The 24306-nt window shown below is 67.6% G+C and carries 18 protein-coding genes and 1 pseudogene; 9 read left to right on the forward strand and 10 right to left on the reverse strand.

The window, feature by feature from the left end; all coding sequences use genetic code 11:
- The first annotated feature begins 33 nt into the window (after positions 1–33).
- From AC1DES_RS15440 to AC1DES_RS15450, 3 genes are read left to right on the forward strand one after another with little or no spacing between them, the layout of a single operon-like run.
- The gene (locus AC1DES_RS15440; protein ID WP_476896583.1) at positions 34–1425 is read left to right on the forward strand and encodes an acetyl-CoA C-acetyltransferase; all 1392 of its coding nucleotides are present in this window, start codon (positions 34–36) and stop codon (positions 1423–1425) included.
- A 9-nt stretch (positions 1426–1434) separates the two neighbouring features.
- Positions 1435–2775, forward strand: coding sequence for a 3-oxoacyl-ACP reductase (locus tag AC1DES_RS15445; RefSeq protein WP_476896584.1), 1341 nt, complete (start codon positions 1435–1437; stop codon positions 2773–2775).
- Complete coding sequence (locus AC1DES_RS15450) at positions 2772–3683, forward strand: MaoC family dehydratase (RefSeq protein WP_476896585.1); 912 nt, start codon at positions 2772–2774, stop codon at positions 3681–3683. The genes AC1DES_RS15445 and AC1DES_RS15450 overlap by 4 nt, the downstream gene beginning before the upstream one ends.
- 79 nt (positions 3684–3762) lie before the next feature.
- Here AC1DES_RS15450 and AC1DES_RS15455 read toward each other — a convergent pair whose 3' ends face one another.
- From AC1DES_RS15455 to AC1DES_RS15475, 5 genes are all read right to left on the reverse strand, one after another.
- Positions 3763–4881, reverse strand: a complete 1119-nt coding sequence (locus tag AC1DES_RS15455; protein WP_476896586.1) for an FUSC family protein — start codon at positions 4879–4881, stop codon at positions 3763–3765.
- Between the two features lie 31 nt (positions 4882–4912).
- Positions 4913–5131, reverse strand: coding sequence for a hypothetical protein (locus AC1DES_RS15460; protein ID WP_476896587.1), 219 nt, complete (start codon positions 5129–5131; stop codon positions 4913–4915).
- A gap of 260 nt (positions 5132–5391) precedes the next feature.
- Positions 5392–6465, reverse strand: a complete 1074-nt coding sequence (locus tag AC1DES_RS15465) for a glutathione S-transferase family protein (protein WP_476896588.1) — start codon at positions 6463–6465, stop codon at positions 5392–5394.
- Positions 6466–6474: 9 nt separating this feature from the next.
- Positions 6475–7254 (reverse strand): M50 family metallopeptidase, encoded by a 780-nt coding sequence (locus AC1DES_RS15470; RefSeq protein WP_476896589.1) that lies wholly within the window; start codon positions 7252–7254, stop codon positions 6475–6477.
- Entirely contained in the window at positions 7251–7604 is a 354-nt protein-coding gene (locus AC1DES_RS15475; protein ID WP_476896590.1) for a TraR/DksA family transcriptional regulator, read from the reverse strand. The genes AC1DES_RS15470 and AC1DES_RS15475 overlap by 4 nt, the downstream gene beginning before the upstream one ends.
- A gap of 187 nt (positions 7605–7791) precedes the next feature.
- Here AC1DES_RS15475 and AC1DES_RS15480 point away from each other — a divergent pair, with 187 nt between their 5' ends.
- From AC1DES_RS15480 to AC1DES_RS15490, 3 genes are read left to right on the forward strand one after another with little or no spacing between them, the layout of a single operon-like run.
- A complete protein-coding gene (locus tag AC1DES_RS15480) occupies positions 7792–8349 on the forward strand; it encodes a hemerythrin domain-containing protein (RefSeq protein ID WP_476896591.1) in 558 nt (185 codons plus the stop codon).
- 9 nt (positions 8350–8358) lie between these two features.
- Positions 8359–10569: a 4-alpha-glucanotransferase gene (malQ, locus tag AC1DES_RS15485; RefSeq protein WP_476896592.1), complete on the forward strand. Its 2211-nt coding sequence runs from the start codon at positions 8359–8361 to the stop codon at positions 10567–10569.
- A 25-nt stretch (positions 10570–10594) separates the two neighbouring features.
- On the forward strand, positions 10595–11617 hold the full coding sequence (locus AC1DES_RS15490; RefSeq protein ID WP_476896593.1) for an alkaline phosphatase family protein: 1023 nt from the start codon (positions 10595–10597) through the stop codon (positions 11615–11617).
- A gap of 30 nt (positions 11618–11647) precedes the next feature.
- Here the strand turns inward: AC1DES_RS15490 and AC1DES_RS15495 are convergent, their stop codons facing one another.
- Together AC1DES_RS15495 and AC1DES_RS15500 are read right to left on the reverse strand one after the other, a co-directional pair.
- On the reverse strand, positions 11648–12517 hold the full coding sequence (locus tag AC1DES_RS15495; RefSeq protein WP_476896594.1) for a class II glutamine amidotransferase: 870 nt from the start codon (positions 12515–12517) through the stop codon (positions 11648–11650).
- Positions 12518–12803: 286 nt separating this feature from the next.
- Positions 12804–13100 (reverse strand): hypothetical protein, encoded by a 297-nt coding sequence (locus tag AC1DES_RS15500; RefSeq protein ID WP_476896595.1) that lies wholly within the window; start codon positions 13098–13100, stop codon positions 12804–12806.
- A gap of 607 nt (positions 13101–13707) precedes the next feature.
- Here AC1DES_RS15500 and AC1DES_RS15505 point away from each other — a divergent pair.
- Positions 13708–16434 (forward strand): LuxR C-terminal-related transcriptional regulator, encoded by a 2727-nt coding sequence (locus tag AC1DES_RS15505; protein WP_476896596.1) that lies wholly within the window; start codon positions 13708–13710, stop codon positions 16432–16434.
- Positions 16427–19135: a helix-turn-helix transcriptional regulator gene (locus AC1DES_RS15510; protein ID WP_476896597.1), complete on the forward strand. Its 2709-nt coding sequence runs from the start codon at positions 16427–16429 to the stop codon at positions 19133–19135. Before AC1DES_RS15505 ends, AC1DES_RS15510 begins: the two co-directional genes overlap by 8 nt.
- Before the next feature lie 114 nt (positions 19136–19249).
- On the opposite strand, the gene cysC is transcribed toward AC1DES_RS15510, so the two are convergent.
- The 3 genes from cysC to AC1DES_RS15525 all read right to left on the reverse strand — a co-directional run bounded on the left by cysC (position 19250) and on the right by AC1DES_RS15525 (position 23480).
- Entirely contained in the window at positions 19250–20581 is a 1332-nt protein-coding gene (cysC, locus tag AC1DES_RS15515) for an adenylyl-sulfate kinase (RefSeq protein ID WP_476896598.1), read from the reverse strand.
- Positions 20578–21549, reverse strand: coding sequence for a sulfite exporter TauE/SafE family protein (locus AC1DES_RS15520; RefSeq protein WP_476896599.1), 972 nt, complete (start codon positions 21547–21549; stop codon positions 20578–20580). The genes cysC and AC1DES_RS15520 overlap by 4 nt, the downstream gene beginning before the upstream one ends.
- Positions 21550–21728: 179 nt before the next feature.
- Complete coding sequence (locus AC1DES_RS15525; RefSeq protein WP_476896600.1) at positions 21729–23480, reverse strand: PKD domain-containing protein; 1752 nt, start codon at positions 23478–23480, stop codon at positions 21729–21731.
- Positions 23481–24041: 561 nt separating this feature from the next.
- Between AC1DES_RS15525 and AC1DES_RS15530 the strand changes: the two are divergent.
- A pseudogene (locus AC1DES_RS15530) lies at positions 24042–24296 on the forward strand (sugar transferase); the annotation flags it as partial.
- Positions 24297–24306 lie beyond the last annotated feature (10 nt).

Raw genomic sequence — 24306 nt, forward strand, 5'->3', positions numbered from 1 at the left:
ATCGGTAACCCGTTTTGATTGAAGGAGACAGCCATGCCCGTCAACGGACAGTCCGCTACCGGACCCCAGGAACCGACCCCCGCGTCCGCAGCGCGGACGGGCGGACAGGCCGGCGGTGCCGTAGCGCCGCAGCTCCGTAATGCCGTGGTGGTGGGCGGCAACCGCATCCCGTTCGCCCGGACGGGGGGTGCCTACACGAAGTCTTCCAACCAGGACATGCTCACCGCGGCGCTCGACGGCCTGATCGCACGGTTCGGCCTGCAGGACGAGCGCATCGGCGAGGTTGCTGCCGGGGCCGTGCTCAAGCACTCCCGCGACTTCAACCTGACGCGGGAAGCCGTGCTGGGTTCGGCACTGTCCGCCGAGACCCCGGCATATGACCTCCAGCAGGCCTGCGCCACCGGCCTGGAGACCGTGCTGGGCCTGGCCAACAAGATCAAGCTTGGCCAGATCGAATCGGCGATCGCCGGCGGCGTGGACTCGGCGTCGGATGCCCCGATCGCCGTGAGTGAGGGCCTGCGCGAGGTGCTGCTGGATCTTAACCGCGCCAGGAAGCTCCCCCAGAAGCTGCAGGTCCTCAGCCGCCTCCGGCCCAAGGACCTTGCCCCGGACGCGCCGAACACCGGCGAACCGCGCACTGGTCTGTCCATGGGCGAGCACCAGGCGCTGACCACGGCGCAGTGGAAGATCACCCGCGAGGCCCAGGACGAGCTCGCCTTCAACAGCCACCGCAACCTTGCCGCAGCCTACGACGCAGGTTTTTTCGACGACCTCCTCACCCCCTACCGGGGACTGGCCAAGGACTCCAACCTGCGGGCCGACACGAGCCTGGAGAAGCTCGCCTCGCTCAAACCCGTCTTCGGCAGGAATCTGGGTGCCGAAGCGACCATGACGGCCGGAAATTCCACCCCGCTGACGGACGGCGCGTCCACCGTGCTGCTCGCCTCGGAGGAATGGGCCGACGCCCATGACCTGCCCAAGCTCGCGACGGTGGTTGACGGCGAAGCTGCTGCCGTGGACTTCGTCCACGGCAAAGACGGCCTGCTCATGGCTCCCGCGTTCGCCGTGCCGCGGCTGCTCGCCCGCAATGGCCTCACCCTCGAAGACTTCGACTTCTTCGAGATCCACGAAGCCTTCGCGGGGACGGTCCTGAGCACACTGGCAGCGTGGGAGGACGATGACTTTGGCCGCACACGGCTCGGTCTCGACGGTCCCTTCGGCACCGTCGACCGGTCCAGGCTGAACGTCCACGGATCCTCACTCGCCGCCGGCCACCCCTTCGCGGCAACCGGCGGACGGATCGTGGCGTCCCTGGCGAAGATGCTGCACGCCAGGGGTGAGGTTGACGGCCGTCCGGCACGCGGACTGATCTCCATCTGCGCCGCCGGCGGCCAGGGCGTCGCCGCAATTCTTGAAGCACTCTAGGGGGACCGCGTGACAGATAAATACACCCAGTTCGTGAGCCGGGGCCCGGGCAAGGACCTGGCCCGCAGGCTCGGGCTGCCGCAGCCGGTGGCCCTGCGGCGCCACCAGCCGGGCCGGCCCCTCCTGGAAGGCCCGGTGCTGGTGCAGGGACACACCACCGGCGCCGATGACCTGGCCGCAACCCTGCTGGCATGGAACCTGGACGTCCGCCGCCACGCAGTACCCAGGGAAAAGCTCGGCGCCATTGTCCTCGTCCTCGACGGGCTGGCCCGTCCGGAGGACCTGGAAAAACCGGTCCTGACGGCGGCCGCTTCACTGCGCGACCTTGCCCCCAACGGCAGTGTCATCACCGTCTCCCGGACGGCGGCGGGCGCCGACGGGCCTGCGGCTGCCGCGGCGCGGCAGGGAGTGGACGGACTGCTGCGGTCGCTGGCCAAGGAACTGCGCGCCGGGGCCACAGGCAACGGCATCCTGCTTTCCGACGCTGCCACCACCACGAGCCCGAGCGCCCTGGGCGCACTGCGCTTCTTCCTCTCCGGCCGGTCCGCGTTCGTGGACGGCCAGTTCCTCACGGTCACCTCGGGCGCGGGCGAATTGCCGGCCGACGACGGGAAGCCATTGGCCGGCCGGGTCGCCGTCGTGACAGGGGCCGCGCGGGGGATCGGCGCCGCGATTGCCCGGACGCTGCACCGCGACGGCGCGACCCTGATCGTCGTCGACGTCCCGGCCGCCGGGGACCACCTTGCACAAGTGGCCAACGCGGTCCGCGGGACGGCACTGCAGCTGGACATCAGCCGCGAGGATGCAGGGCAGCGCATCATTGAGCATGCGGTGGCGCGCCAGGGCCGCCTGGACATCGTGGTCCACAACGCCGGCATCACCCGTGACAAGCTGCTTGCCAACATGGACCAGGGCCGCTGGAACTCCGTCATCGCGGTGAACATCGCCGCGCAACTACGGATCAACGAGGCACTCCTTGCCTCGGAGCACTTCCGCACCTCGCCGCGGATCGTTTCCGTCGCCTCCACCAGCGGGATCGCCGGGAACCGCGGGCAAACCAATTACGCGGCCTCCAAAGGCGGCGTCATGGGCATGGTCCGGGCCACGGCACCGCTGATCGCCGCGCACGGGGGCTCCATCAACGCCGTCGCCCCCGGCTTCATCGAAACCGAAATGACCGCCCGGATTCCCTTCGCCACCCGCGAAGTGGCGCGCAGGCTCAACTCGCTGCAGCAGGGCGGCCAGCCCGGAGACGTCGCTGAGGCCATCGCGTTCCTGGCCAGCGACGCCGCCGGCGGGATCTCCGGCGAGGTCCTCCGCGTCTGCGGGCAGAACCTGGTGGGGGCATGACCGGTCCCCAGCCCGTCATCCTGGGCGAAATGCCGTCCCTCTCCAAGCTGTACGTCAACGCGGCCGCGACAGTGGCCAGGCGGCGGATGCTCGGCATCCACGGGGGCACCGGACTGCCGGAGGCCAGCCATGAGGTCCGGGGCGTGAACGTGGACGTCGCCAACCTCACGGCCTATCAGCACCTCGTCGGGGAGACTGCAAGCGATGTGCTTCCGGCGGGGTTCATCCACGCCCTCGCCTTTCCCCTCGCCATGAGCGTGATGAACCGGGATGATTTTCCGTTGCCGCTGTTGGGCATGATCCACCTGGCCAACAAGGTGGTGCAGCACGCGCCCGTCCTCTTCACTGAAGCACTTGATGTGCGTTCCTGGGTGGAGAACCTGCGCGGCCACCGTGCCGGCACCCAGCTTGACGTTGTGGCCGAGGTCCGCGGGCCGGGGGAGGAAGACCTCCGCTGGCGCGGCGTCTCCACCTACCTGTCCAAGGGCGTGTTCCTGCCCGGGATCGACAAAGCCTCGGCAGCTCCGGCGCCGGCGACCTTTTCAGCGCCGGATCCCACGGCCCTCTGGCGGCTGGGAGTCGACACGGGACGCGCGTACGCCGCAGTTTCGGGTGACTTCAACCCCATCCACCTGAGCGTCCTTACGGCGAGGGCCCTCGGAATGCGCCGGTCCATTGCGCACGGCATGTATCTCGCCTCAAGGGCCCTGGCCGATGTGGGGGCAGCCAAGGGCGAAGCTTTCACCTGGGATGTAGCCTTCGACGCGCCGGTGTTCCTGCCCACGGGCGTGGCGCTGGACATCAGCACCATCCAGGATGCCGGCGGCGCGTGGCGGCGGTCCGACTACGTTGCTTGGAACCCGCGGTCGGGGCGCAAGCACTTCAGTGGAGCGGTTTTCGCCCTGTAGCGGCGTGCTTCCTGCACCAAGCACCGGCCGGCCGGCCGGCGGCGGCGATCTTCGGGATGCCGCCGCCGTGTGGCGGGCGCTATGCGCGTGCGGTCTTCACCACGCGCAGCATGCGGTGCAGGCTCAACAGGATGGACTCGACCGCGCTGGGCCCCTCGCTCGGCACATCCTCCTGGGCTACCCGGGCTGTGAGGGCATTCACGGCCGCATCAGCGGTTTCAACGAGTTCCCCCTGCCGTTCAACGCTGTCCTCTTCGATGGCGCGCAGCACATCCCCGGTCGCTGACATGGCGTCGGCCAGCGGCCCCGCGTACTGGTCCGGCACCACGAAGGGCGTGTCCGTGGCCCAGATGACATCCGAAAGGACCTGGGTGACGTCCTGGACGTGGAATGTCAGTTTCTCCAGGTCCCTCAGGTTCCGGTAATCCTGTTCCACGTCCCGGGGATAGCGCCGCCGTCGGGGATTGGCGCGCCTGCTGGCGTCGGCTTTCTGCACCGCGAGGCGGACCGAGCGGGCAGAAACCGCGAGCTTCTCAGACCGGCCTGACCAGTCTTCGTGTTCCGGCGGCCAGCTCTCTTTCAGCGCCTTGCCCATGTCCCAGAGCTGCTGGGCCAGCGCGAGCCGCAGTTCGGCGATGCTGAGCGCGGCGGCCCGGAAATGCAGCGGAGGGAAGACAAGGAAGTTCACGAGGATGCCGACCGTCACGCCGACCCCCATCTGGAACAGGTAGCCGAAGGAGAATTTGTCCGGGTTGTGCCCGCCCACCAAGAGGACCAGCAGCGCCGCTGTCGGAATCCAGTCCCCGCCGGATCCGAGCCGCGGCAGTCCCGCGAGGACCACACCCAGCGCCATCACGACGGCGACCGTCAGCGGGGAGGGACTCCCGAGGACGAACAGCATGAATGCCAGGCCGATGCCCAGCCCCAGCCCCACAAGCGTCTGCAGGCCTTGCCGCACGGATCCTGCCACGTTCTCGTACATGACCACGAGGGCGCCCAGGGGGGCGTAATACGGGTAGTCGGCTGCCGATCCCGGCATGAAGGGGGCGAGGAAGAACGCAATCCCCGCCGCCAGCCCGGCCTTGGCTGCCAGCTGCAGGCGGGGCCAAAGAAGCGCCGAGGAGACGCTGGCGCTGACGATCCGCCCCGCTTTCCGGGTCAGGGACGGTATCTTGGTCGTTTCCTCTGCGCTGTTCATCCCGGCCCACCCTAGGCGGGGAAGAATGGTGCTACAAGTGGACGAACTCCGGGCCTGCGGCCTGCGCCGCCTGCCTGACGGCGAGTGAGAGGCGCTGCGCCCGACCGCCGGTGCGGCCCTCTTCGCTGCGCAGCGGCACGTACCCGAAGCCAAGGCCATAGGAGGGATCCGCAAACCCGAGCGCCGCGCTGGCACCCTCATGGCCGAAGGCCCGACGGCTGCCGAAGTTTCGTCCCGGCTGCGGCTTCATGAACACCACAGCAAAGGCGTTGTTCTGCGGGTCCAGCCAGGGCGCCCCGCCGTCGTCGTAGAGGACGTTGCGGTAGCGCGGTTCCTGGTCCTCGGGCAGTCCCAGGAAGAAGTCGACGCCGAACGGCCGGCGCCGGCAAAGTCAGGCGCCGCGTACCCGGCAGAGCCTGCCGCGGGTGGGAGGGACTGCCCAGGGGTCGTGTCGGCGGAGGATTTCATGGCACTACCCTGGCCACCCCGGCCCCGTCTCCGGCCGTCTTCTCAACGGGCGCCGTGCCCGGGCGCGACCTCCTCGCCGGCCCGGACCGGCCCCGGCGGGGTACCGTCGCCGAACGGCCGGCCTCCGAGCGCCGCGCGGCCGTGTTCCGTGAGCCAGTTCCCCAGCTCCGGTCCGCGCGGGACGATCCCGGTGGGGTTGATGTCCTCATGGACGATGTAATAGTGCTGCTTGATCTGCACGAAATCGATCGTGTCGCCGAAGCCCGGGGTCTGGAAGAGGTCCCGTGCATAGGCCCACAGCACAGGCATCTCGCTGAGCTTTTGCCGGCCGCACTTGAAGTGTCCGTGGTAGACGGCGTCGAAGCGGGCCAATGTGGTGAAGAGCCGGACGTCCGCCTCGGTAATCGTGTCGCCCACAAGGTACCGCTGGCCGGAGAGCCGTTCTTCCAGCCAGTCCAGGGCCGTCCAGAGCCGGTCATAGGCGGCGTCGTAGGAGGCCTGGGAGCCGGCGAAGCCGCAGCGGTAGACGCCGTTGTTCACCTCGGTGAAGACCCTGCGGTTGACGGCGTCGATCTCCCCGCGGAGGTGCTCCGGATACAGGTCGGGGGCGCCGGGCCGGTGGTATTCGGTCCACTCGGTGGAGAAGTCCAGGGTGATTTGCGGGTAGTTGTTGGTCACGACCTGGCCGGTCGGGACGTCGACGATTGCCGGCACCGTGATGCCGCGGGGATAGTCCGGGAAGCGGCGGAAGTAGGCGTCCTGGATGCGCTCGATGCCGAGGACGGGGTCCCTGCCTCCCGGATCGAGGTCGAACGTCCAGGAGCGCGCGTCATGGGTTGGACCGGGCTGGCCGAGAGAGATCACGTCCTCGAGTCCGAGCAACCGCCGCACGATGACTGTCCGGTTCGCCCAGGGGCACGCGCGGGCAGCGACCAGACGGTACCTTCCCGGTTCCACACGCCAGCCGGGCTCGCCGTTGCGGCCCTCGGCCCCCGTTTTCGTGATCCGGTCCTCGATGTAATTCGTGTCCCGGGTGAACTCCGCCCCGCCCGTGACGTAGGCGCCTTTGGTGCTGAAACCGGGGTCGTCAGTGTGCGTTGTCTTGCTGTGGCTCATGGTCCCAGCCTATGCCGGGGAAGGGCCGCCGCCGAGCAGGACAGCAAGGACCTGTGCCATCGGCTGCCACGCAACCCACCAGGATCCCGCCACCACCGCGGCGAAGAAGAGAATCCAGATGGCGGCGGGAACAGATGTGGCCCGGTAGAGCAAGAACGCGTCCGAGGTCGGAAGCCGGTCCCGGTGCCGCAGGTGCACGTTGGCCAGCTTGCCGAGGTCCCGGACTGCGGCCACAAGAAGCGCCAGGCCAAGAACGATCATTACGTGTCCGTTGAACTCCGGGGGTACGAACAGGACAAGGAGCCCCGCGGTCAGCACCGCGGCGGCCGTGATCAGGATGCCGATGCCGTTCCGGAGGAACACGAACGAGGCCAGCAGGACAAGCGTGCCCACGGACATCGCAGCCGGCCCCCAGCCGTTGAAGCCGCACCACACCATGGCGGCGCCAACAACGGCCGGCACGGGGTAGCCCCAGAACGTGGACCAGACGGCGGGCAGGCGTCCCCTGCTGTACGTCGTGGTGGTGCCGGAATGGTCCAGACCCAGGCGGATCCCGCCGAGGCGCTGACCCGTCATGAGGGCGGCGAACGCATGGCCCAGTTCATGGGTCACCGTCGCGAACAGTCCAAAGTAGCGCCACGTGATACGGGGCAGGGACACAGCAACGGCGAGAAGGATCACCACAGTCAGCTCGGTTCCCGTGACGTGCGGGCTGGGAGAATGCGTGAACCCGGCGAGGATCCGGTCCCACCAGGCCCCGGCAATGTTGTCGGTGGCCGCGGTAGTCATGGCCTGCCCGCCGAATGCTCGATGCAATAGGGGGTCCAGGGCCTGGCCTCGAGCCGGCCCTCCGCGACGGGTCCCCCGCAGACGGCGCAGATTCCATAAGTGCCGTCCGCTATCCGGGCCAGGGCCGCCTCGATCTGGGCCAGCCCCTTCCTGCTCTGCTCCAACAGCGCAGAGGCCTGGGAGAGCTCGAATGCGATCGTGGCACCCTCCGGATCGTGTTCGTCGTCGACGTTGGAGTCCTGCCGTGCGGCGTTCACCGAAGTGATGTCCTGGCGGAGTGCGGGAAGGAGGGCAAGTTTCCGGTCTCGCTCCGCGAGCAGGAGGATCCGGAAGTGTTCGACGTCAACCATAGGCTGCAAGGCTAACGCGGACCGCGCGTCCGCGTCGAAACTGCGGGACAAAGAAGCAGATGCAGGGCGCTGCAGGACAGGGAGGGGGTCGAAAGACCCGTTTGCCGGTGCACAGCCGGCCCTAGAGTGGAAAGAGGCCTACCTTTCCCGGAACAGCCACTCTTCACAGCAGCACCAGGGGGTCGCCATGGACGAGCCACGGGCCGCGGCTGCAGCGCCCGGGGATGCGCTGCCCAGGGACGCGGACGACGAAGTCCGCGCCCTTGCGGCGGTCGAGAAACACCACGCCACGATGCTGCAGCGTTTGGACGCCTTGGCGAAATCCCTCACGCACGCCGTCAAAGCGGCAGACGCTTTGGCGGAACACGCTGCCCACGAAATTCTCCTCGAGTGGTGCGAAACGGAACTCGTCCCGCATGCGCTCGCCGAGGAGGGTCCGCTGTATGGCGCGCCGCAGGTGATGCCCGAGGGCCGGCTGCTGGTGGAAAGCTTGCTGGCCGATAACCAGGTGATGGTTGCCCTGGTCGACGATCTCCGCCCGGCCCGGGGCGTGGATGCCGCGGTCACCGCCGGGGCCCTCCGCCGCATCTTCGCCCTGCACCTGGATAGGGAGAACCGGCTTCTGCTGCCGTTCATCACATCCACCCCGGGGCTTTCACTGGCCGCAGCAGTGGAGGGGCACGAGGAACTGGTAGGCGAATCCCACATCCACGGGGAGGGCGCGGACCGCCGCGGCAGCGTCTAGAGTGGGCCCATGGCGGACCCTACGCACCACGATGACGCGCATCTCGCAGGCGGGCTCCTGCACGAGCTGGCAGCGGCCCACGGCGTCGGAACAAGCTACTGGGGCTGGGACGGCGTCGAACGTTCAGTGCCGGCAAGCACCCTGCACGGGGTGCTCGCGGCGCTGGGCATCCCCTCCCACGGCACCGAGGAGATGCAGCGGTCCCTGCACGAGGCCCGGCTGGCGCCGTGGCGGCGCATCCTTCCCCCGGTTCTCGTGCTGCGGGAAGGCCAGGAGATCCATGTTGATGTCCACGTCCCGCACGGAAGCGGGGTCTCCGTCTGGATTGATGCCGAGGACGGCAGCAGGCACGACGCCGCCCAGCGGGAGAACTGGGACGAACCCACAGAGGTCGACGGCGTCCTCACCGGACGCGCGACCTTCGCCGTTCCGGACCATCTCGCCCTTGGCTGGCATACCCTGCGGGCAGACGCCGGCGGCGTGCTCGCCGAGTGCCCGCTCGTCGTGACCCCGCGGCAGCTGCGCACCACCGGGCAGCTGGCGGGACGGCGCCACTGGGGGCTGACGGCCCAGCTTTACTCCGTCCGGTCCTCACGGTCGTGGGGGATCGGCGATTTCACGGATCTCGCGGACCTTGCCACCATTTCGGGGCTGGAGGGCGCCGGTTTTGTCCTCGTCAACCCCCTCCACGCCGCAGAGCCGGCCCCGCCGGTGGAGGATTCCCCGTACCTGCCCACGACACGGCGCTTCTTTAACCCGCTCTACTTGAGGGTGGAGGAGGTTCCCGAGTACGGCTACCTCGACGCCGCCGGGCGGAGCCAGGTGGCACGGCTGGCCGGGGGATTCCACACGGCCAACCGGTCACCGGAGTTGTTGGACCGGAATGCGAGCTACGGGGCTAAGCTGTCCGCCCTGGAACTGATCTTCAAGATCCGCCGGGACCCGGCCCGGGCCCGGCAGTTTGCAGCGTTCTGCGCCGAACAGGGGCCAGGGCTCGACGATTTTGCCCTGTGGTGTGCGCTTGCCGAAAAACTGCCACCACAGGCCCCGGAGTGGGCGGACGCGGCCGCCTTCCCGGGAACGCCGTACTGCGCGGAGCAACGGACTGCGCTCGCGGACAGGATCGAATTCCACCGCTGGCTGCAATGGTGCTGCGACCAGCAGCTGGAGTCGGCGCAGCGCTCGGCCAGACAGTCAGGCATGGAAATCGGCGTCATCCATGATCTGGCGGTCGGAGTAAAAATCGGCGGCGCCGACGCCTGGACACTTTCGGGCGTTCTGGCGAAGGGCGTCACCGTGGGGGCGCCGCCGGACATGTTCAACCAGCAGGGCCAGAACTGGACCCAGCCACCGTGGCATCCCGGCCGCCTCGCCGAATCCGGCTACGCCGCCTACCGCGACATGCTCAGAACCGTGCTCCGCCATGCCGGCGGGATCCGGGTGGACCATATCCTGGGCCTGTTCCGGCTGTGGTGGATCCCGGCCGGGGCGGGTCCCGGTCAGGGCACCTACGTCTACTACGACCACGAGGCCCTCATCGGCATCCTTGCCCTGGAGGCCCAGCGCGCCGGGGCGGTTGTGATCGGCGAGGACCTCGGCGTGTTCGAGCCCTGGGTCCGGGACTACCTGGCCGAGCGGGGGATATTTGGCACCTCAATCCTCTGGTTCGAACATGACGCGGATGGCCCGATCCCGCCGGAGCGGTACCGCCGGCAGTGCCTGACCAGCGTCAACACCCATGATTTGCCTCCGACGGCGGGCTACCTGGCCGGTGAACACGTCACCCTCCGTGAATCGCTGGGACTGCTGCAGCGTCCCGCCGACGAAGAACGCGCCGAGGCAGCTGCCGAGCAGGAAGCCGTCCTGGCGCTCGTCCGGGAACGCGGACTCCTGCCGCAGACGGGCCGCCCGGACGTCCGGTCGACGGTGGAGGCCCTGTACGCGTTCACGGCGCTGTCGCCGTCCTCGCTGCTCGGAGTTGCCCTCGTCGATGCTGTGGGGGAGACGCGCACCCAGAACCAGCCGGGTACCAGCACGCAGTACCCGAACTGGTGCATCCCGCTCGCGGGACCCGGCGGACCCGTCCTTCTGGACGGCCTGTCCGATATCCCGTCGTTCCGCGACCTCGTCGGGACCGTCCGGACAGCCCTCCATGCCGAAACTCGAGACGGGCGGACCGGAAGACCGACACTGCTACCGCCGGAAAGCCATGACACATAGTGCCCAGTCCCGCTAGCATGATCCGATGAGGCGAATTGGTGGACGCGCTCTCGCCGGCGGCTTTGCGTTGGCCCTGTTGCTGGCGGGTTGCACTCCGTCACAACCGGACCCTCCCCAGCCCCCGACTCCGTCACGTTCGAGCCAGCAGGCAGCCACCCCGGACACGAGTGACCCGCCGTCCTCCGCGGAGTCCTCCCGGCCGCCGTCGTCCCCTGCTAGCGTCGCGCCGACGGCGCCCCCGCATGCCGCCCAGGGGGCCGGCACCGGGATCGACCACATCGTCATCATCGTCCAGGAAAACAAACCCTCCTCACAGATCCTGGGCGGCAACGAGGCCCCCTATTTCAACAAGCTCGCGGGCGAGAACGCACTGGCCAGGAATTACCAGGCGATCATGCACCCGAGCCTGCCCAACTACCTCGCCCTGACCAGCGGCACCAACGCCGGGATCACCAGCGACTGCAAACCGAAAGACTGCACGGCAGCGGTGCGGAACATCGCCGATGAGGTCTCCAGTTCCGGACGGACCTGGAAAATGTACGCCGAGGGAATGCCTGCGCCGTGCGGGGCAGAGAACTCCGGACGGTACGCGGTGAAGCACAATCCCTTTATGTACTACCCCTCCGTCACGTCGGACAAAAACTCCTGCGCCGCGCATGTGGTGCCTTCGATCGGGTTGGACCAGGACCTGGCGTCCGCTTCAAGTCTTCCGAACTTCGTCTTCATCAGCCCCGACCTGTGCAACGATACGCACGACTGCCCTGTCCGCACCGGAGATGACTGGTTGTCCACGCAGGTCGGTAAGATTCTGGGCTCGCCCGCGTTCACGACCCAGAACTCCCTGCTGGTGGTCACGTGGGACGAGGGCAGCGGTAAGGACAATCGGGTGGCCACGGTGTTTGCCGGGCCGGCCGCCCGTAAGGCGTTCAGCTCCGATGCTGCGTACAGCCACTACTCCTTGCTCCACACGATCGAGGAAGTGTGGGGGCTGCCGGCCCTGACGGACAATGACCGGAACGCTCCGGTCATGACCGAACTGCTCAAATAGGCACAGTCCCCCGGGCTGCCCGCGCCGAGGTCAGGGCCGCTGGGATGCCGCGGCGGCCGGGTCAAGATCGGACAGCGTCAGTGGATGGGCGGGTGCTCCTGGGAAGGGAAAGCTGGCCGTGACCGCCAGATCCGGACCCACGTGCACCAGTTCACCAGCCTCCACAGGTCGCCACGCCGGGTTGTGATCCATGGGTTCGGTGGCGATCAGGACATGCGAGGAGCCGGCGAGGTCTTCACTGCGTGCGTGGATACGGTGGCTCCGGGCGTCCAGAGGCGCTGCCGGGCCGTGGACACGGGCGGGGTTCCGTTCCAGGATGTGCAGCTCATGAGTGGCCGGGTACCTGACCGCCCAAAGATCCGTCGCCGTCGTCACGATGAGGTTCAGGCTCAACACCGGCAACTCCTTGGCGACCCAGGTCACGGCACGGGCGATGCCTTCTCCGACGTCGCCGGCAGCCCTGCGGCTCTCGGCGGTGATGAGGGCGAAGAGCCGTTCGCTGTCCGTCTGGCCGTGCACGAGGTCCCCGACACCCAGCGTGGCCAGCCGGTGCTCGAGCCGTTCCAGGCCGCCAAAGGCGCCGTTGTGCGCGAACAGCCGGCCGTCCTGCTCAAACGGGTGCGTGTTGGCCAGCGTGTGTGCGCCGATACTGGCATATCGGACGTGGGCAAGGAACGTCGTGCTCTTCAGGTCCCGCGCCTCGCGGGCGAACGCATGGTCCTCCCAGGCGGCCAGCGGCTGCTTAGCCACATGGGCTGTGCCGTCGGCGTCGTAGGTGCCTATGCCGGCCCCGTCCGGCTCGCGCCGGCTCTGGTCTGACAGGCTGTCCGGAGCGTCCAGCAGCCAGAACGTGGCCCGGACCGGCAGGGGACCGGCGTGCAGGCCGAACAGTCGGCACATAGGGACTCCCTCGCGTGTTGTTCGCTGGCAACGCCAGATGCCACCATCATCGCCGATGCGGGCCCGGGGGCTCGGCAATCGCCGTCGCACAACAGTCTGCCCGATGATTCGAAAACTGCGTCACGACAAGACGGGCCATAAGTCCCTTATCCCGGTCCCTGAACGATGGATAGTGTGTTCAGGGATCGGACGTGGACGCCACACTGCGGCGCACGGCGAAGAAAATCCAAATTCCCGGGGGGCGACCGTGCCTGAACGCGATGCACACGGTCCGATCAGTGGGGCGTCAGGCGCCCTTGCCCGGAGTGTAATAGTTGTGCACCTCATGGAACGACATTGTCGGAGGCCCCGCAAAACCGGCTTTAGCGCTGAGGGGCCCGAGCTTTTCCTGAGCGAAGGCATCGAACTGTTCGCGGCTCTCCCAGACATCGGTGACTTGCAGCCCCTTGTCGGTCATGGTTGCCCAATGGGAAATGGATCCTGCGGGGCCCGGACCACCTGCGGTGAGGCCCATCAATCTGTTGATCTCGTCGTACTGCTCGAGGGTGGTGCCGTCGAACTCCATGATGATCGCAACCGCCATGACATGCTCCCTGAGGCGTGCAGGCTCACGAACGGTGGCCTGCGAATGGATGGGTACGGCCCTGTCTACGCCTGGTTTCCCAGTTCCGTCAACAGGCAGAAACCAGGCGGCCGCCCGGACCTACAGGGCCGTGCGCGGAGACACAAAGAAGGCCCTGGAATCAGGGCCTTCTTTGTATTGTGCGCGGACGGGGACTTGAACCCCCACTGAGGATGGTTTTTCGGCTGATTTTCGAAACTAAGCCCGTCAACACGCGGGACCGGCCATGACCGGTGGACCGCCTCCAGCGACTTTCGCTCGTTGTCATCCTTCGTTGCTGGAGGGCAGGTCCCGTGTTCCACAGGGCGTGTAGGGAGCGCCTGCGTCTGCGCCCGACGTTGAGTGTCCGGGGCGCCAGCGCCAGAGGGTCGGGCATGACGATACGGGCAGCGTCGGCGAAGGGCAGTCACGGACCGGGCAGGTAGTAGATTCCGGAGGTTGAGTACCCGTTGACGCCCGCCATCAGGACCGCAACAGGCAAATCGAGTACACGTTACTCGTGTACCTGTGTAGCGCACTTCGTAGGTTGGGGTTACTGGGTCTCCAACTGATACGAAGGTCTCGCATCATGTTCACTTCAAATGCTGTTGCCTCAATCTCTGTTGCTGCAGGCAACTCTAATAATCGTGATTCCGAGGTCCCGGACGGGGCCAAGGGGAAGTCCCGCCCCGCGTGGTGCCGGCAGGACCTGGTCGAGGACATTCTCGGCTCCCTGACCGGCCAGGGCTCACCCGGCGGCTCCTGCGGCGCGGTGGTAGTTGGGGCGCCGGGAGTGGGCAAGACCTTTCTGGCCCGAAAGGCGCTGGAACGGCTGGACGACGGTTACCTGGTGGTGCAGGTAAAAGGCAGTTCCATCTCGGCGTCGACGCCTTACGGCGCCCTTCGACCGCTGCTCACCGACCTCGAAGAAGGATGCGCCGAACATCCGCTTAGGGTGGTTGCCGGGCTTGCCCGGTTGCTGCGGGATCGGGCAAAGGGACGCAACATCGTCCTGTTTGTGGACAATGCCGAAGGCCTGGACGAGCTCGCCGCGCTCGTCATCAACCGGCTGACGGTCCATGGAACGGTCCGCCTGCTGGCCACGGGAGAGGATCTGCTGGCGGCCCCGGGCGACCTGGTCTCGCTGTGGAAGGACAGACTGATCGGACGGACAGACGTCGGCGCCTACAGCCTGGCCGAGGCAGTCCAGTGGCTGCGCAGCTTCTGCGCAGCCGAGGTCTCAACTGCGGCAGCGGCGGCCTTCTGGAATGCCAGCCGCGGAAATCCGCGGGTGTTCGAACTGATCCTGCGCGATCAGATTGACGCCGGCACCTTCATTGAGGACGACGGTGTCTGGGTGCTGACCAACAGCACATTCGTATACGGCGCAAACTCCAGGGACGCCGTCAGGGCCTGGGTCAACCCGGAGTCCGAGGCGGAGCGACAGGTCCTGGAGCTGCTGGCACTCAGCGGCGGAATGCCGTTGAACACGCTCCTGCGCCTGTGCAGTGCCGAAGCCCTCGATTCCCTCATCGGGAGGGGCCGCCTCGACGTGGCAAGTGGCCGGCGGCCCCTTGTCCGACTCTCGAACCCGCTGGCGGAGCGCGCGATCCGCCAACGCGTCCCCAGCGGCCGAAGCAGGGAGCTGTGCCGGCTCGCTGCGGTGACCCAGCGCGCAGCTGACAGGTCGGCCGCGGAAGCCCTGGAGATGGCGCGGTGGGCCCTCGACTGTGGGGAGGCCTTGTCCGCCCAGGAGGCCAGGGATGCTGCCCGCCTGGCCAATTTCGCCGGTCAGCCGCAGCAGGCCCTGAGGTTCGTGGAGCTCCTGACACCGCCGGAACGTGGAACCGCTTTGGCCCTTCAGGCCCGGGCGTACGCAGCCTTGGGGGAAGTCGCAAAGGCCGAACAGCTCTTGTCCCCGGATGCCCTTGATGCCATGGACCTTCCGCTGGGCTGCTGGGTTGAGACGATGCTGGTGCGCTGCTCCGTCCTCGCGGCCCGTCCAGGCCGCGGACCGGAAGCGCGGGCCGCGTTGGACCGGGTGGAGGTCCGGCTGAACGGACCTGAAGCCGCCTCTAGCCAGGGTGCTGCCGGCATCGCCGCGCTGCGGGAGGACCTCGCCCTGGCCACGGCCGAACTGGACCTCGGCGAGGGCAGGTACCGGCAGGCGACGGATGCGCTGAGCCGGCTCTATCCTGCGTGCACGACCAGAGGGAAGACTGTGCATGCTGCGACGCTGTTATGGCAGGCCTGGACGATTGGGGGACGTCATGCGGACGCCCGGGCCCTTGTCCTAGACGTGCAGATGCGCTTCACCGCGGAGGAGCTGGCGGCAGTCAGCGCCCGGTCCACGGACCAGGCGCTGATATGCGTCCTCCTTGGGGCGGCCCCGGATCCCCAGCTTCGCCGTGGCCCCGAGGCAGAGCGGTTCGGCGACGGGATCGCCGTCGTCGCCGTTGCATTGACCGAACTCGCGGAGGGGGCCCTGGACGCGTACTGCGGACGGGCGGAGCGCGCGCTGCAGCGGCTGTTGCCGGCACACAGTCAGCTGGGGCAGCTGGATACGTCCGGGGCGCAGGCTTTGGCCAGTGCCGCGATCGCCTACTGCTACGCCTTGCTCAGGGAAAACGACAAGGCCCTGCAGTATCTGCGTTCCGTGGAGCTGGACGGCCGTTGCCCGTCGCAGCTCTCCTTGAGCGTGCGTTCGTTCTTTCAAGTGCTCGCCTCTGCCGAGCTGGCGTCCAAAGAAAAAGCCGGTGTGCGGCTGCTGGGACTCGCCGAGGAGGAACGCCGACGCGGTGCGAAACTCCCTGAGCTGGTCTTCCTCTGCGCTGCTGTGCGCCACGGCTGTCGGGGCGCCGCCGCGCGGCTGGTCGCGGCGTCCGCTGCCGTCCAGGGGCAGTTCGCAGACGCCAGTCGCCTGTTCGGAACGGGCATTCTGGAACAGGACAGCGCCGTACTGTTGGAGGCCGCTGAAGCCGCCGCCGGCATGGGCGATGACCTGTTCGCCAGGGACGCCGCCCGGGAGGCCCAGAGGGTTGCCGACGCGGCGGGGGACCGGGCTGCGGCCCGCGCGGCCAGGCGCCGGATCAGCAGCAGTGTCCAGAAACTGGGCGTCATGCCGACGGAGGAGGACGGCCCGACGCTCACGGCGCGTGAACACGAGGTGGCCCAGCGGGCGGCCGCGGGTGAGAGCAACAAGGCCATCGCTGCGAAAATGTTCATTTCCGTGCGGACGGTGGAAGGGCACCTGTACCAGATTTACGGAAAGCTCCAGGTAACCAACCGCGCCGACCTGAAGATGACCTTTGCGTAGAGGACCGGCGGACCTGGACAACGACGGCTTTCCCCGCCTCCTGGTGGGCTGCACCGATCTGGTAGCTTCCATCGTGGCCACGCTGCAGCATCCTGACCGGCTGGGAGTCCTGCTGGCGGGGGACGCCGGCTTGGGAAAGAGTGCGCTGGCCGGGGCGGTGCTCCGGCAGCTCGGCCCGACGGTCAAGCCCTTCTGGATCTTTCCCGCAGCGGCGATGGCGGAGCTCCCATTCGGCGCACTGGCCCCTTATCTGGACTCCTATCCCCTGACCGTGTCCGAATCGCGGCCGTCAGTGCCCCGACGCATGGAGAAGATGCTGAGCCGGCGGCTCGAAGCCGGCGAGCCCAAGGCACTTGTGATCGTGGAAGACGCCTGGAACCTGGATGCAGACAGTGCCAGGGTGCTGGCGCAGCTGGCCATGACGGGCCAGGTAAAGCTGCTGGTGCTCTCCAGACCGAAGCCGGGACCGCCGGCAGCTTTTGTTTCCCTCGGGGACGAGGGGATGCTGCGGCGCTTTGACCTGTCCCCGCTCACCGATGTGCAGGCGCGCGGGCTCTGTCGCCAGGTGCTGGGCGGTGAGGTTATCAACAGCGCCAGTACCGTCTTAAGCAGGATTGCAGGCGGAAACCCCCTGCTCCTGCTGGCGCTGATCCGTCAGGCCCGGCGCACCGGTGAATTGGTGCTGCGTAACCACGTGTGGATGCTGAAGAACTTGCAACTGCGGGTCGATCAGCAATTGAGGGATCTGGTCCGGGAACAGCTCACCTGCAGGTCTGCGGCCGAGACGGAGATCCTTGAGACGGTCGCGCTCGCGGAGCCTCTGCCCCTGGCCTGGCTGCACCGGCTCGCCAGTGAGTCGGACGTGGACACCCTGGCAGAGGACCGGCTCATCATCATCGCCCAGGGGCCGCAAAGGTTGGTGCGGTCGGCCTCCCCGCTGCTGGGAAAGGTCGTGCGCGTCCTTGTTCCTCCGGCCCGCAGCATGATGATCCGCTCCCGCATCCTCGATGTTGCCGACGGCACGGTGCCGGAGGAGACGCAGACCAGGCTGGTCTGCTGGTCGCTGGACTGCGGAGCCGCGGTCCCCGACGAGCAGCTGTTGGGTGCGGCCGCCAGCGCCAACCGGCATTTCGAGCCAATGGTAGCGCTTAAAACGGCCGGAGCGATCGATGGCGACGTGTTCCGGGCGGCAGCGAAAGTCCAAATGGCCGACGCCCATTTTCACCTTGGTGATCTTCCCCGCGCGGCGGCGCTGCTGCAGGACTGCGTCGACTCCGCCACGGACCTCGCGACGGCGGGGGCAGCTTCCATCCTCGCCGCCCGCGTGCATCTGGGGATGGGAGGGCAGACGCTGGGACTGAGGAGGATCGCCGCCTCCTGGCGCGCGTCGGAGCAGCGTCTGGGCGCAGGGAGCCCGGCGTCCGGACCGGCCGGTACTGACGGTAGCCGGCTGCTGATTCTGCATGCACTTCACTTGGAGGGACGCTACGCCGAGATCGAGGATGAGCTGGCCGCGCGGGTGGCCGACACCGGGGCGGACCCCATCACCCGTGCCACGATTCTCTACCTCTGGGCTGAATTGCTGGCCGCCACCGGACGGCCGGACGGTGCCTCCCGGGCGAGCGGCGAAATCCTGCAGCTGCTGGGGGGAAGTTCCACGGCGCAGTTCCGGGCCTATGAACTGGCGCGCTTCAAGCATTCGCTGGCGCTGGTTCGCCTGGGGCGATGGAACCTGGTCGCTAAGCCCCTTACAGAGGCGCCCTGGCACGGATTTCGCAGCGGGCTGCACTTCAGCGGGGGACAGTACTTAGTGGAAGGGCTGGCGGCGCTGAGAAAGGGTGACATGGTGACCGCGCTGGGCGGTCTTTCGGTCACCATCGAGGCCTTCTATGAATCCGACTTCGACCACCTCCTGCCGTACGCTTTGGGCCTGGCGGCCTATGCGGCTTCCCTGCTCGGGAGAAACGACGTGGTGGACAGCTACTCCGAGGCCTTCAACCGCGTCCCCTATCAAGGGTCCGAGCACTTCCAGCTGATGGGGCAGGCCTACCTCGCGGCAGCACGGGCGGGTCTGTATGGGGCCGCAAACGGCGTCCGGGAGCTGGCACTGCTGGCTGATCGGGCGCAGGGCAAGGGACTGCTCGCGGCGGAGCGGGATGCCCGTGAACTGGCGCTGCGGCTGGGCGACAACGGCCAATTGCCGCGGCTGGTGGAACTGACGGATCACGGCGAGGGCCCGGAAGCCGAGTGCCTCAATGCCTACGCGCGGGGCGTTCTTCAGCGTGACGCTGAGCAGCTGATCGCGGCAAGCGAAAGGGCGCAGGCATTGGGGTACCACCTGCTCGCGGCGGAATGCCTTGGCAGGGCCGTCTCGTTCCTGAATGGCAGCGGGGACCGCAAGCGCGTTCGCGCCGTGGCCCACCTGCTCCAACTCAGGCGCAGGGAGCTGGCGGGAATCAGCGCCCTGCCCCTGTTCGGCGCCGATGACGCCACCTCCCTGACGCCCAGGGAACGCGAAATTGTCACCATGGTGATCAACGGCAACAGCAACCGTGAAATTGCCCAGCTCTCGACACTGTCGGTCCGCACTGTTGAGGGACACCTCTACCGCGTCTTTAGCAAGCTCGGCATCAACCGCCGCGAAGACCTGACGAGTGGTGACCTGATGGCTGTGCGAAGCGGCGCGCTCAGCCCCCGCTGAGGGCCGACAAGAACAGGAGCAGCGGTGAGGGATGCCTGGCCTGCCTCCATGGCCAGGCCAACAGGAATGGTTGGGATCCGGCAGATTTCCTCACTCAACGGCCACGCGCCGGGTTCACTGGCTGAGTTCCACCAGTTCCTTGGCCCCGAGGCCCATCGCTGCCAAAATCGAATCGACCGCGTCGTCCACCGGGGTGGTGGCGGTATCAAGCACCAGATCGGCGTCGAGCGGCGGTTCATACGGGGAGCCGATCCCGGTGAAGTCCGGTACGTCGCCGGCCCGGGCCCGTGCGTACAGTCCCTTTCGGTCCCGCGCCTCGCACACCTCCAGCGATGTGGCCACGTGCACCAGCACAAACGAGCCCACAGGCTCGGCCATCGCCCGGACCTCTTGACGGGTTGACTCGAACGGCGCGATCGGAGCGCAAACGGCAACTCCGCCGGACTTGGAGACCAGGGAGGCGACCCACCCGAGCCGGCGGACGTTGAGCTCCCGGTCCTGCCTGCTAAAGCCAAGGCCCGAAGACAGGAGTCTGCGCACGTCGTCGCCGTCGAGCAGCGTGACGGGGCGGGCGTCCGCCCGCTGCAGCCGTTCCACCAGCGCTCGGGCGATTGTCGATTTCCCGGAGCCGGACAGGCCCGTCAGGAAAACGACAGCACCCGGCGCCGGGGTGCCTCCTGCCGACGGTTCGGGACCGGCGGCGGCACGCCGTCCCGGCAGGGCACCGGCCGCGGCCCCCGTTTCGGAGGTGTAGTTGACCAGGATGGAGGCGCCCAGCCGGACCAGCACGTAGTCGCGCAGGGTCCGGTCCCGGGCGCCGGATGCACCCTCGAACGCGGGCAGGACCAGCAGTCCGGTCCGGGCTCCGGCCAGCTGCTCCGCGCAGCGTTCGAGGACGGAAAGCAGTTCCAGGACCGTATAGTTTCCGTGCTCCTGGCAGCCGGCAACCGCCACGAGCCACAACTGGGCATGATGGCGGATTGCCATTCCCATCGCTTCGGCAAGCTGGGCAGGCTCCGGCAGCCGGTCAAACGCTGCCACCAGGCTCGGGTCCGTGTTCCGTCCCGGCACGTCCCCTTCCGGTCCGGTGAGGGGACGCGTCAGACGCAGCCGGCGCACGGGCGGGTGCTCGGCCGGCTGGAGGGCTTCCAGCCGGCCGGCTAGATGCATGGTGTCGTGCTCCGGGCCCTGGCTGGCGGAAACGGTCAATCTGGCCAGCGGTGTGCCATCCGGATCCGTGATCACCAGGGCGCTGCAGTCCACAGCCTGTTGGCCGACGGCGGCGGGCACCGAGAGCGTAAACGGCCAGGGCCATTCCGGCGGAACGTTGGAGGGGAGAGTGTAGCCGTCTGCGGGACCGTACAGGCCGCCCAGGAGGAGTTCCAGCTCGTCGAGCCGGGCGCCGGTCAGAACGTGCGATGGTTCCGACCCGAAGAGCACGCTCACAGTGTCCCCCTGATTCCGCTGGTTGAGTTCAACAGCGCCGCTGCCTCGCGGCGCCGTCGGCTCTCCACGCTGGCCAGCGCCGGGAAACCCTTTTGCCGGCGCAGATACATCCAGGCCAGGGGTGCCACGAGCAAGGCAGCCACCAGAATCCCTGCTGTGACCGGGTCCGGGATGGAGAGCATCTTCAGCGCCGAGGCCAGCAGCACAAAGGCCAACGCCCGGCGCACGAAACCGCCCGAGAGCCGGGAGGACAGCATGGCCCCCAGATAGACGCCGGGGATGCTTCCCAGCACCAAGGGCAGGGTCAGGCCGAGGTTCAGATCGCCGAAAAGAGTGTGCCCCGCGGCCGCGGCGATGACCAGGGGAACGGCCTGCAGGAGGTCGGTGCCGACCAGCTGGTTGGCTTTGAGCCCTGGGTAGATGAGCATGAGACCGATGATGATCAAGGACCCGCTTCCGACGGAGGTCATGCCCACCACCGTGCCGCCCACAACGCCCAAAAGGACGGTGGGTAGAGCCCGGACCGCGACCTGCGGCCGCTCTGTGGGCAGATCCGCTCCGCGCCCGTCCGCGCTGCGTGCGCGCTCGGCAAGCCGGACGTAGGCCCGCACCACCAGCAGGATGGCGCTCACGAGCAGAGCGAAGCCGAGCGCTAGTCTGACGCTCTGCTGAACGTCCTCGCCGGGGCCCAGCCATTTGAGGATCAGCACGCCGCAGAAGGCTGAAGGCACCGAACCCACCGCCAGCCACTTGACTACGTCCAGGTTCACCGTCCGGCGCCGCAGGTGTACCAGAGAGCCCACCGGCTTCATGACGGCGCTGGCCACGAGGTCGCTGGAGACCGCGGCGAGCGGGGGGACGCCAAAGAACAGCACCAATGCGGGAGTCATCAGGGCGCCGCCGCCCATACCTGTCAGTCCAACGACGACGGCTACACCGAAAGCTGTCAACGCCAAGGTCAGGTCCATAGCCCAGATCCTGCCACCGAGGCAGCGCCTGACAAACAGGTAGTTCGGTGCGGCCTAGAGTAGTCTCCGGGGCCGGGCGGACAGCGGAACCGGGTCCGACGCCGCGCAGTCAGACGCGACCCGCCTCGCCGCGGCCCTGACGGGCCGCGATCGGCGGGCAAGGCCGCCGCCGGACCGTGCTAGCCGTTGGTGGTGGTGGTTGCGGTGAGGTCGAAGCTGATGTCTTTGGTGGCGTGGTAGTTCAGGTGGGTTTCGACGGCGATGGTGTTGGTTCCGTTGACCAGCAGGGAGAGCGGGACGTCGAAGGTGACGGGGGCGGCGTTGGCGCTGGAGGTGGGGATTGCGGCGGTGGCGTAAGTGTTGATGGTGACGGTGCCGGCGGGGATGCGGCTGCGGCCGACTTCGGTGCCGTTGACGTAGACGACGACGCCGTCGTCGGCGATGGTCGTGAGTTTGAGCGCGGTGACGGCGGAGGCCGTGGGGATGGAGAAGCTGCGCAGGAAGTAGGCGGCCAGGGGGCGGGCACTGGTGGTGGCGGAGGGGTTGAGGTTGGTTCCCAGCGGGGTTGAGCCGTAGCCCAGGGTGCCCGGTCCGGTGTTCCAGGCGGAGGAGTCGTAGCCGGGGTTCTTCCAGACCGCGTCCGGCGCGGCGGTGCTGTACCGGTATTTCCACGCCGATTTGGCGGGCACGACGACGTCGGTGACGGAGCCGGAGGACGAGACGGTGACCGGGGCGGTCTTGGTGCCGGTTGCTCCCTGGGTGTCGGTGACGGTCAGGGTCACGCTGTAGGTGCCCGCGGCGGCGTAGCTGTGCGAGGGCGACACTCCGGTGCCGGTGCTGCCGTCTCCGAAGGTCCATCCGTAGCCGGTGATGCCGGCGTCGTCGGTGGAGGCGCCGGCATCAAAGGCCGCGGTCAGGCCGGAGGTCGAGGCCGTGAAGGACGCCACCGGCGCGGCATTCACCGTGAAGGGAACGCGCTGCACGGCAAGGACAGCCGGGGTGTCGACGACAGTCACCTTCAGCCATTCATCAAGCGTCGGTCCGCCCTCCACCGTGATCCTGGAAAAGTTCGGCACCGGGGTGGTGAGGCCGTAGTACGACAGCCACGTCGACGAGGTCAGCGGGCGGTCGCTGGCGAAGCTGTGAGTGTCCCCGTTGAAGAGGAAAACCGGGAGTTGATAGGTTAGGGATTCGGAGGCGAAGGCCTTCACCAGCGGTTCGTAGGCGGTGCGGCTGGGGGTTCCCTTAAACATGTCAGCCTGGGTCGTGAAGACCACGGCACGGCTGGCGTTCGCGGTGGCGCGTTCGAAGGCAGCGTGAATGAGGGCGACGTCGGCGTCGGTTCGTGCGTTGACTTCGGCGGTCTGGGCACTCGTCGGCGCTGAATATCCGCTCCAGGTTGCCAGATCGTTGGCCGAGCCCACGATGTGCACCGCGGCAAACGTGAGGCCTTCCCGGTCGTAGAGCACGTTCTCCGGATAGCCGGACTGCGCCGTGACGCTGGCCGGGTTCTGTCCGAGCGTAGTGCCGGGAGCCGGGAAGAAGACCCGGCGCACGGCGGCCAGGCGGTCCAGCGGGTTGGCGGCCCCCACGGAGGCACCGGAACAGTCGGCCCACTCATTGTCGCCGGGCGTATAGACCAGCGGATCGACAAAGGTGTCGAAATCCGCTCTGATGGTCGCGTAGTACGAGTCGGAGCAATCCGGCGGACCACCGATGTCGCCGAGATGGGTCACCAGCTGCACCTGGGAGTCCGCATTGATCTGCCCGATCCGCTGCGGGAAGACACTAAGCTGCGTGGAGCCGTAGGGAGTGTCCCCGATCACGGCGAAGCTGAAGGGGGTGGCGGCCGCGACCGTTTCCGCGGCGGCTGCGGTGAAGGTCAGGGACAGTGCGACGGCGGCCAGAGCGGAAACGAGCTTGAGCTTCACCGTTATCTCCTCGCATTACGACAGCTACGCCTGGAGCCCGTTCCTGCCGCAACCACTGTTCGGGGGCCACAGATCCGTGTGCCGGTAGCCGCTCCAAACCGTCTCGGGTCCCGAAAGGCTACAAGTGGGGCATCCGGTTGTCCAGCACATCCCCACTGTGAATCCGCACCGTGATCCGCACGGCTAAGCCGCGCTGAGGATCCGCAGCGGCGCTGCGGACTGACCGGCCTGACCGGGCGGCCGGGCGGCCGGAGGTCCACGACCAAGTAGGTCCGGGGCTTTCCGGGCGGTCCGTACCCGCCCATTAAGGGCCGCCCCAGTAGTCCGGGCCAATTACGCAGTGAGACGGCCGGAAAAGACGCGTACTGCTTACTCGCCTTCCCGGACGGAGGCTCTCCTAGGTTTGATACATCCAGTCAGCAAACAACTATCGGTACTAAGAAGGCCTCGACGATGCGCTCTTCGGAAATCACCTCCGTGACGGGTCTTTCCAGCTTTTCCTGGCAGGTGCCTGCGCGCTGCGGCCACCGTGTCCCGGCCGGCGGTCCGGCCGCGGCCGACGGGAAGACCTCCCTGGTGGGGCCGCGTCCGCCGCTGCAGCGGGAGGTGGAGGCGTACAAGTCCCGGGTGCACCGCAGGCTGTACATCAAACCGGGCCTGACCGGCATGTGGCAGTTCAACGGCCGGTCGAAACTCAGCTGGCAGGACAGCGTCCGCCTCGATGTGTTCTACGTAGAAAACTGGTCTCTCGCCGGCGACATCACCATCCTGTGGCGCACAGCCAGGATGATGAAGAAGCCAGTCGGCGCCTACTAAAACGGGGGAA

The sequence above is a fragment of the Arthrobacter sp. 05T442 genome, from assembly GCF_056395945.1.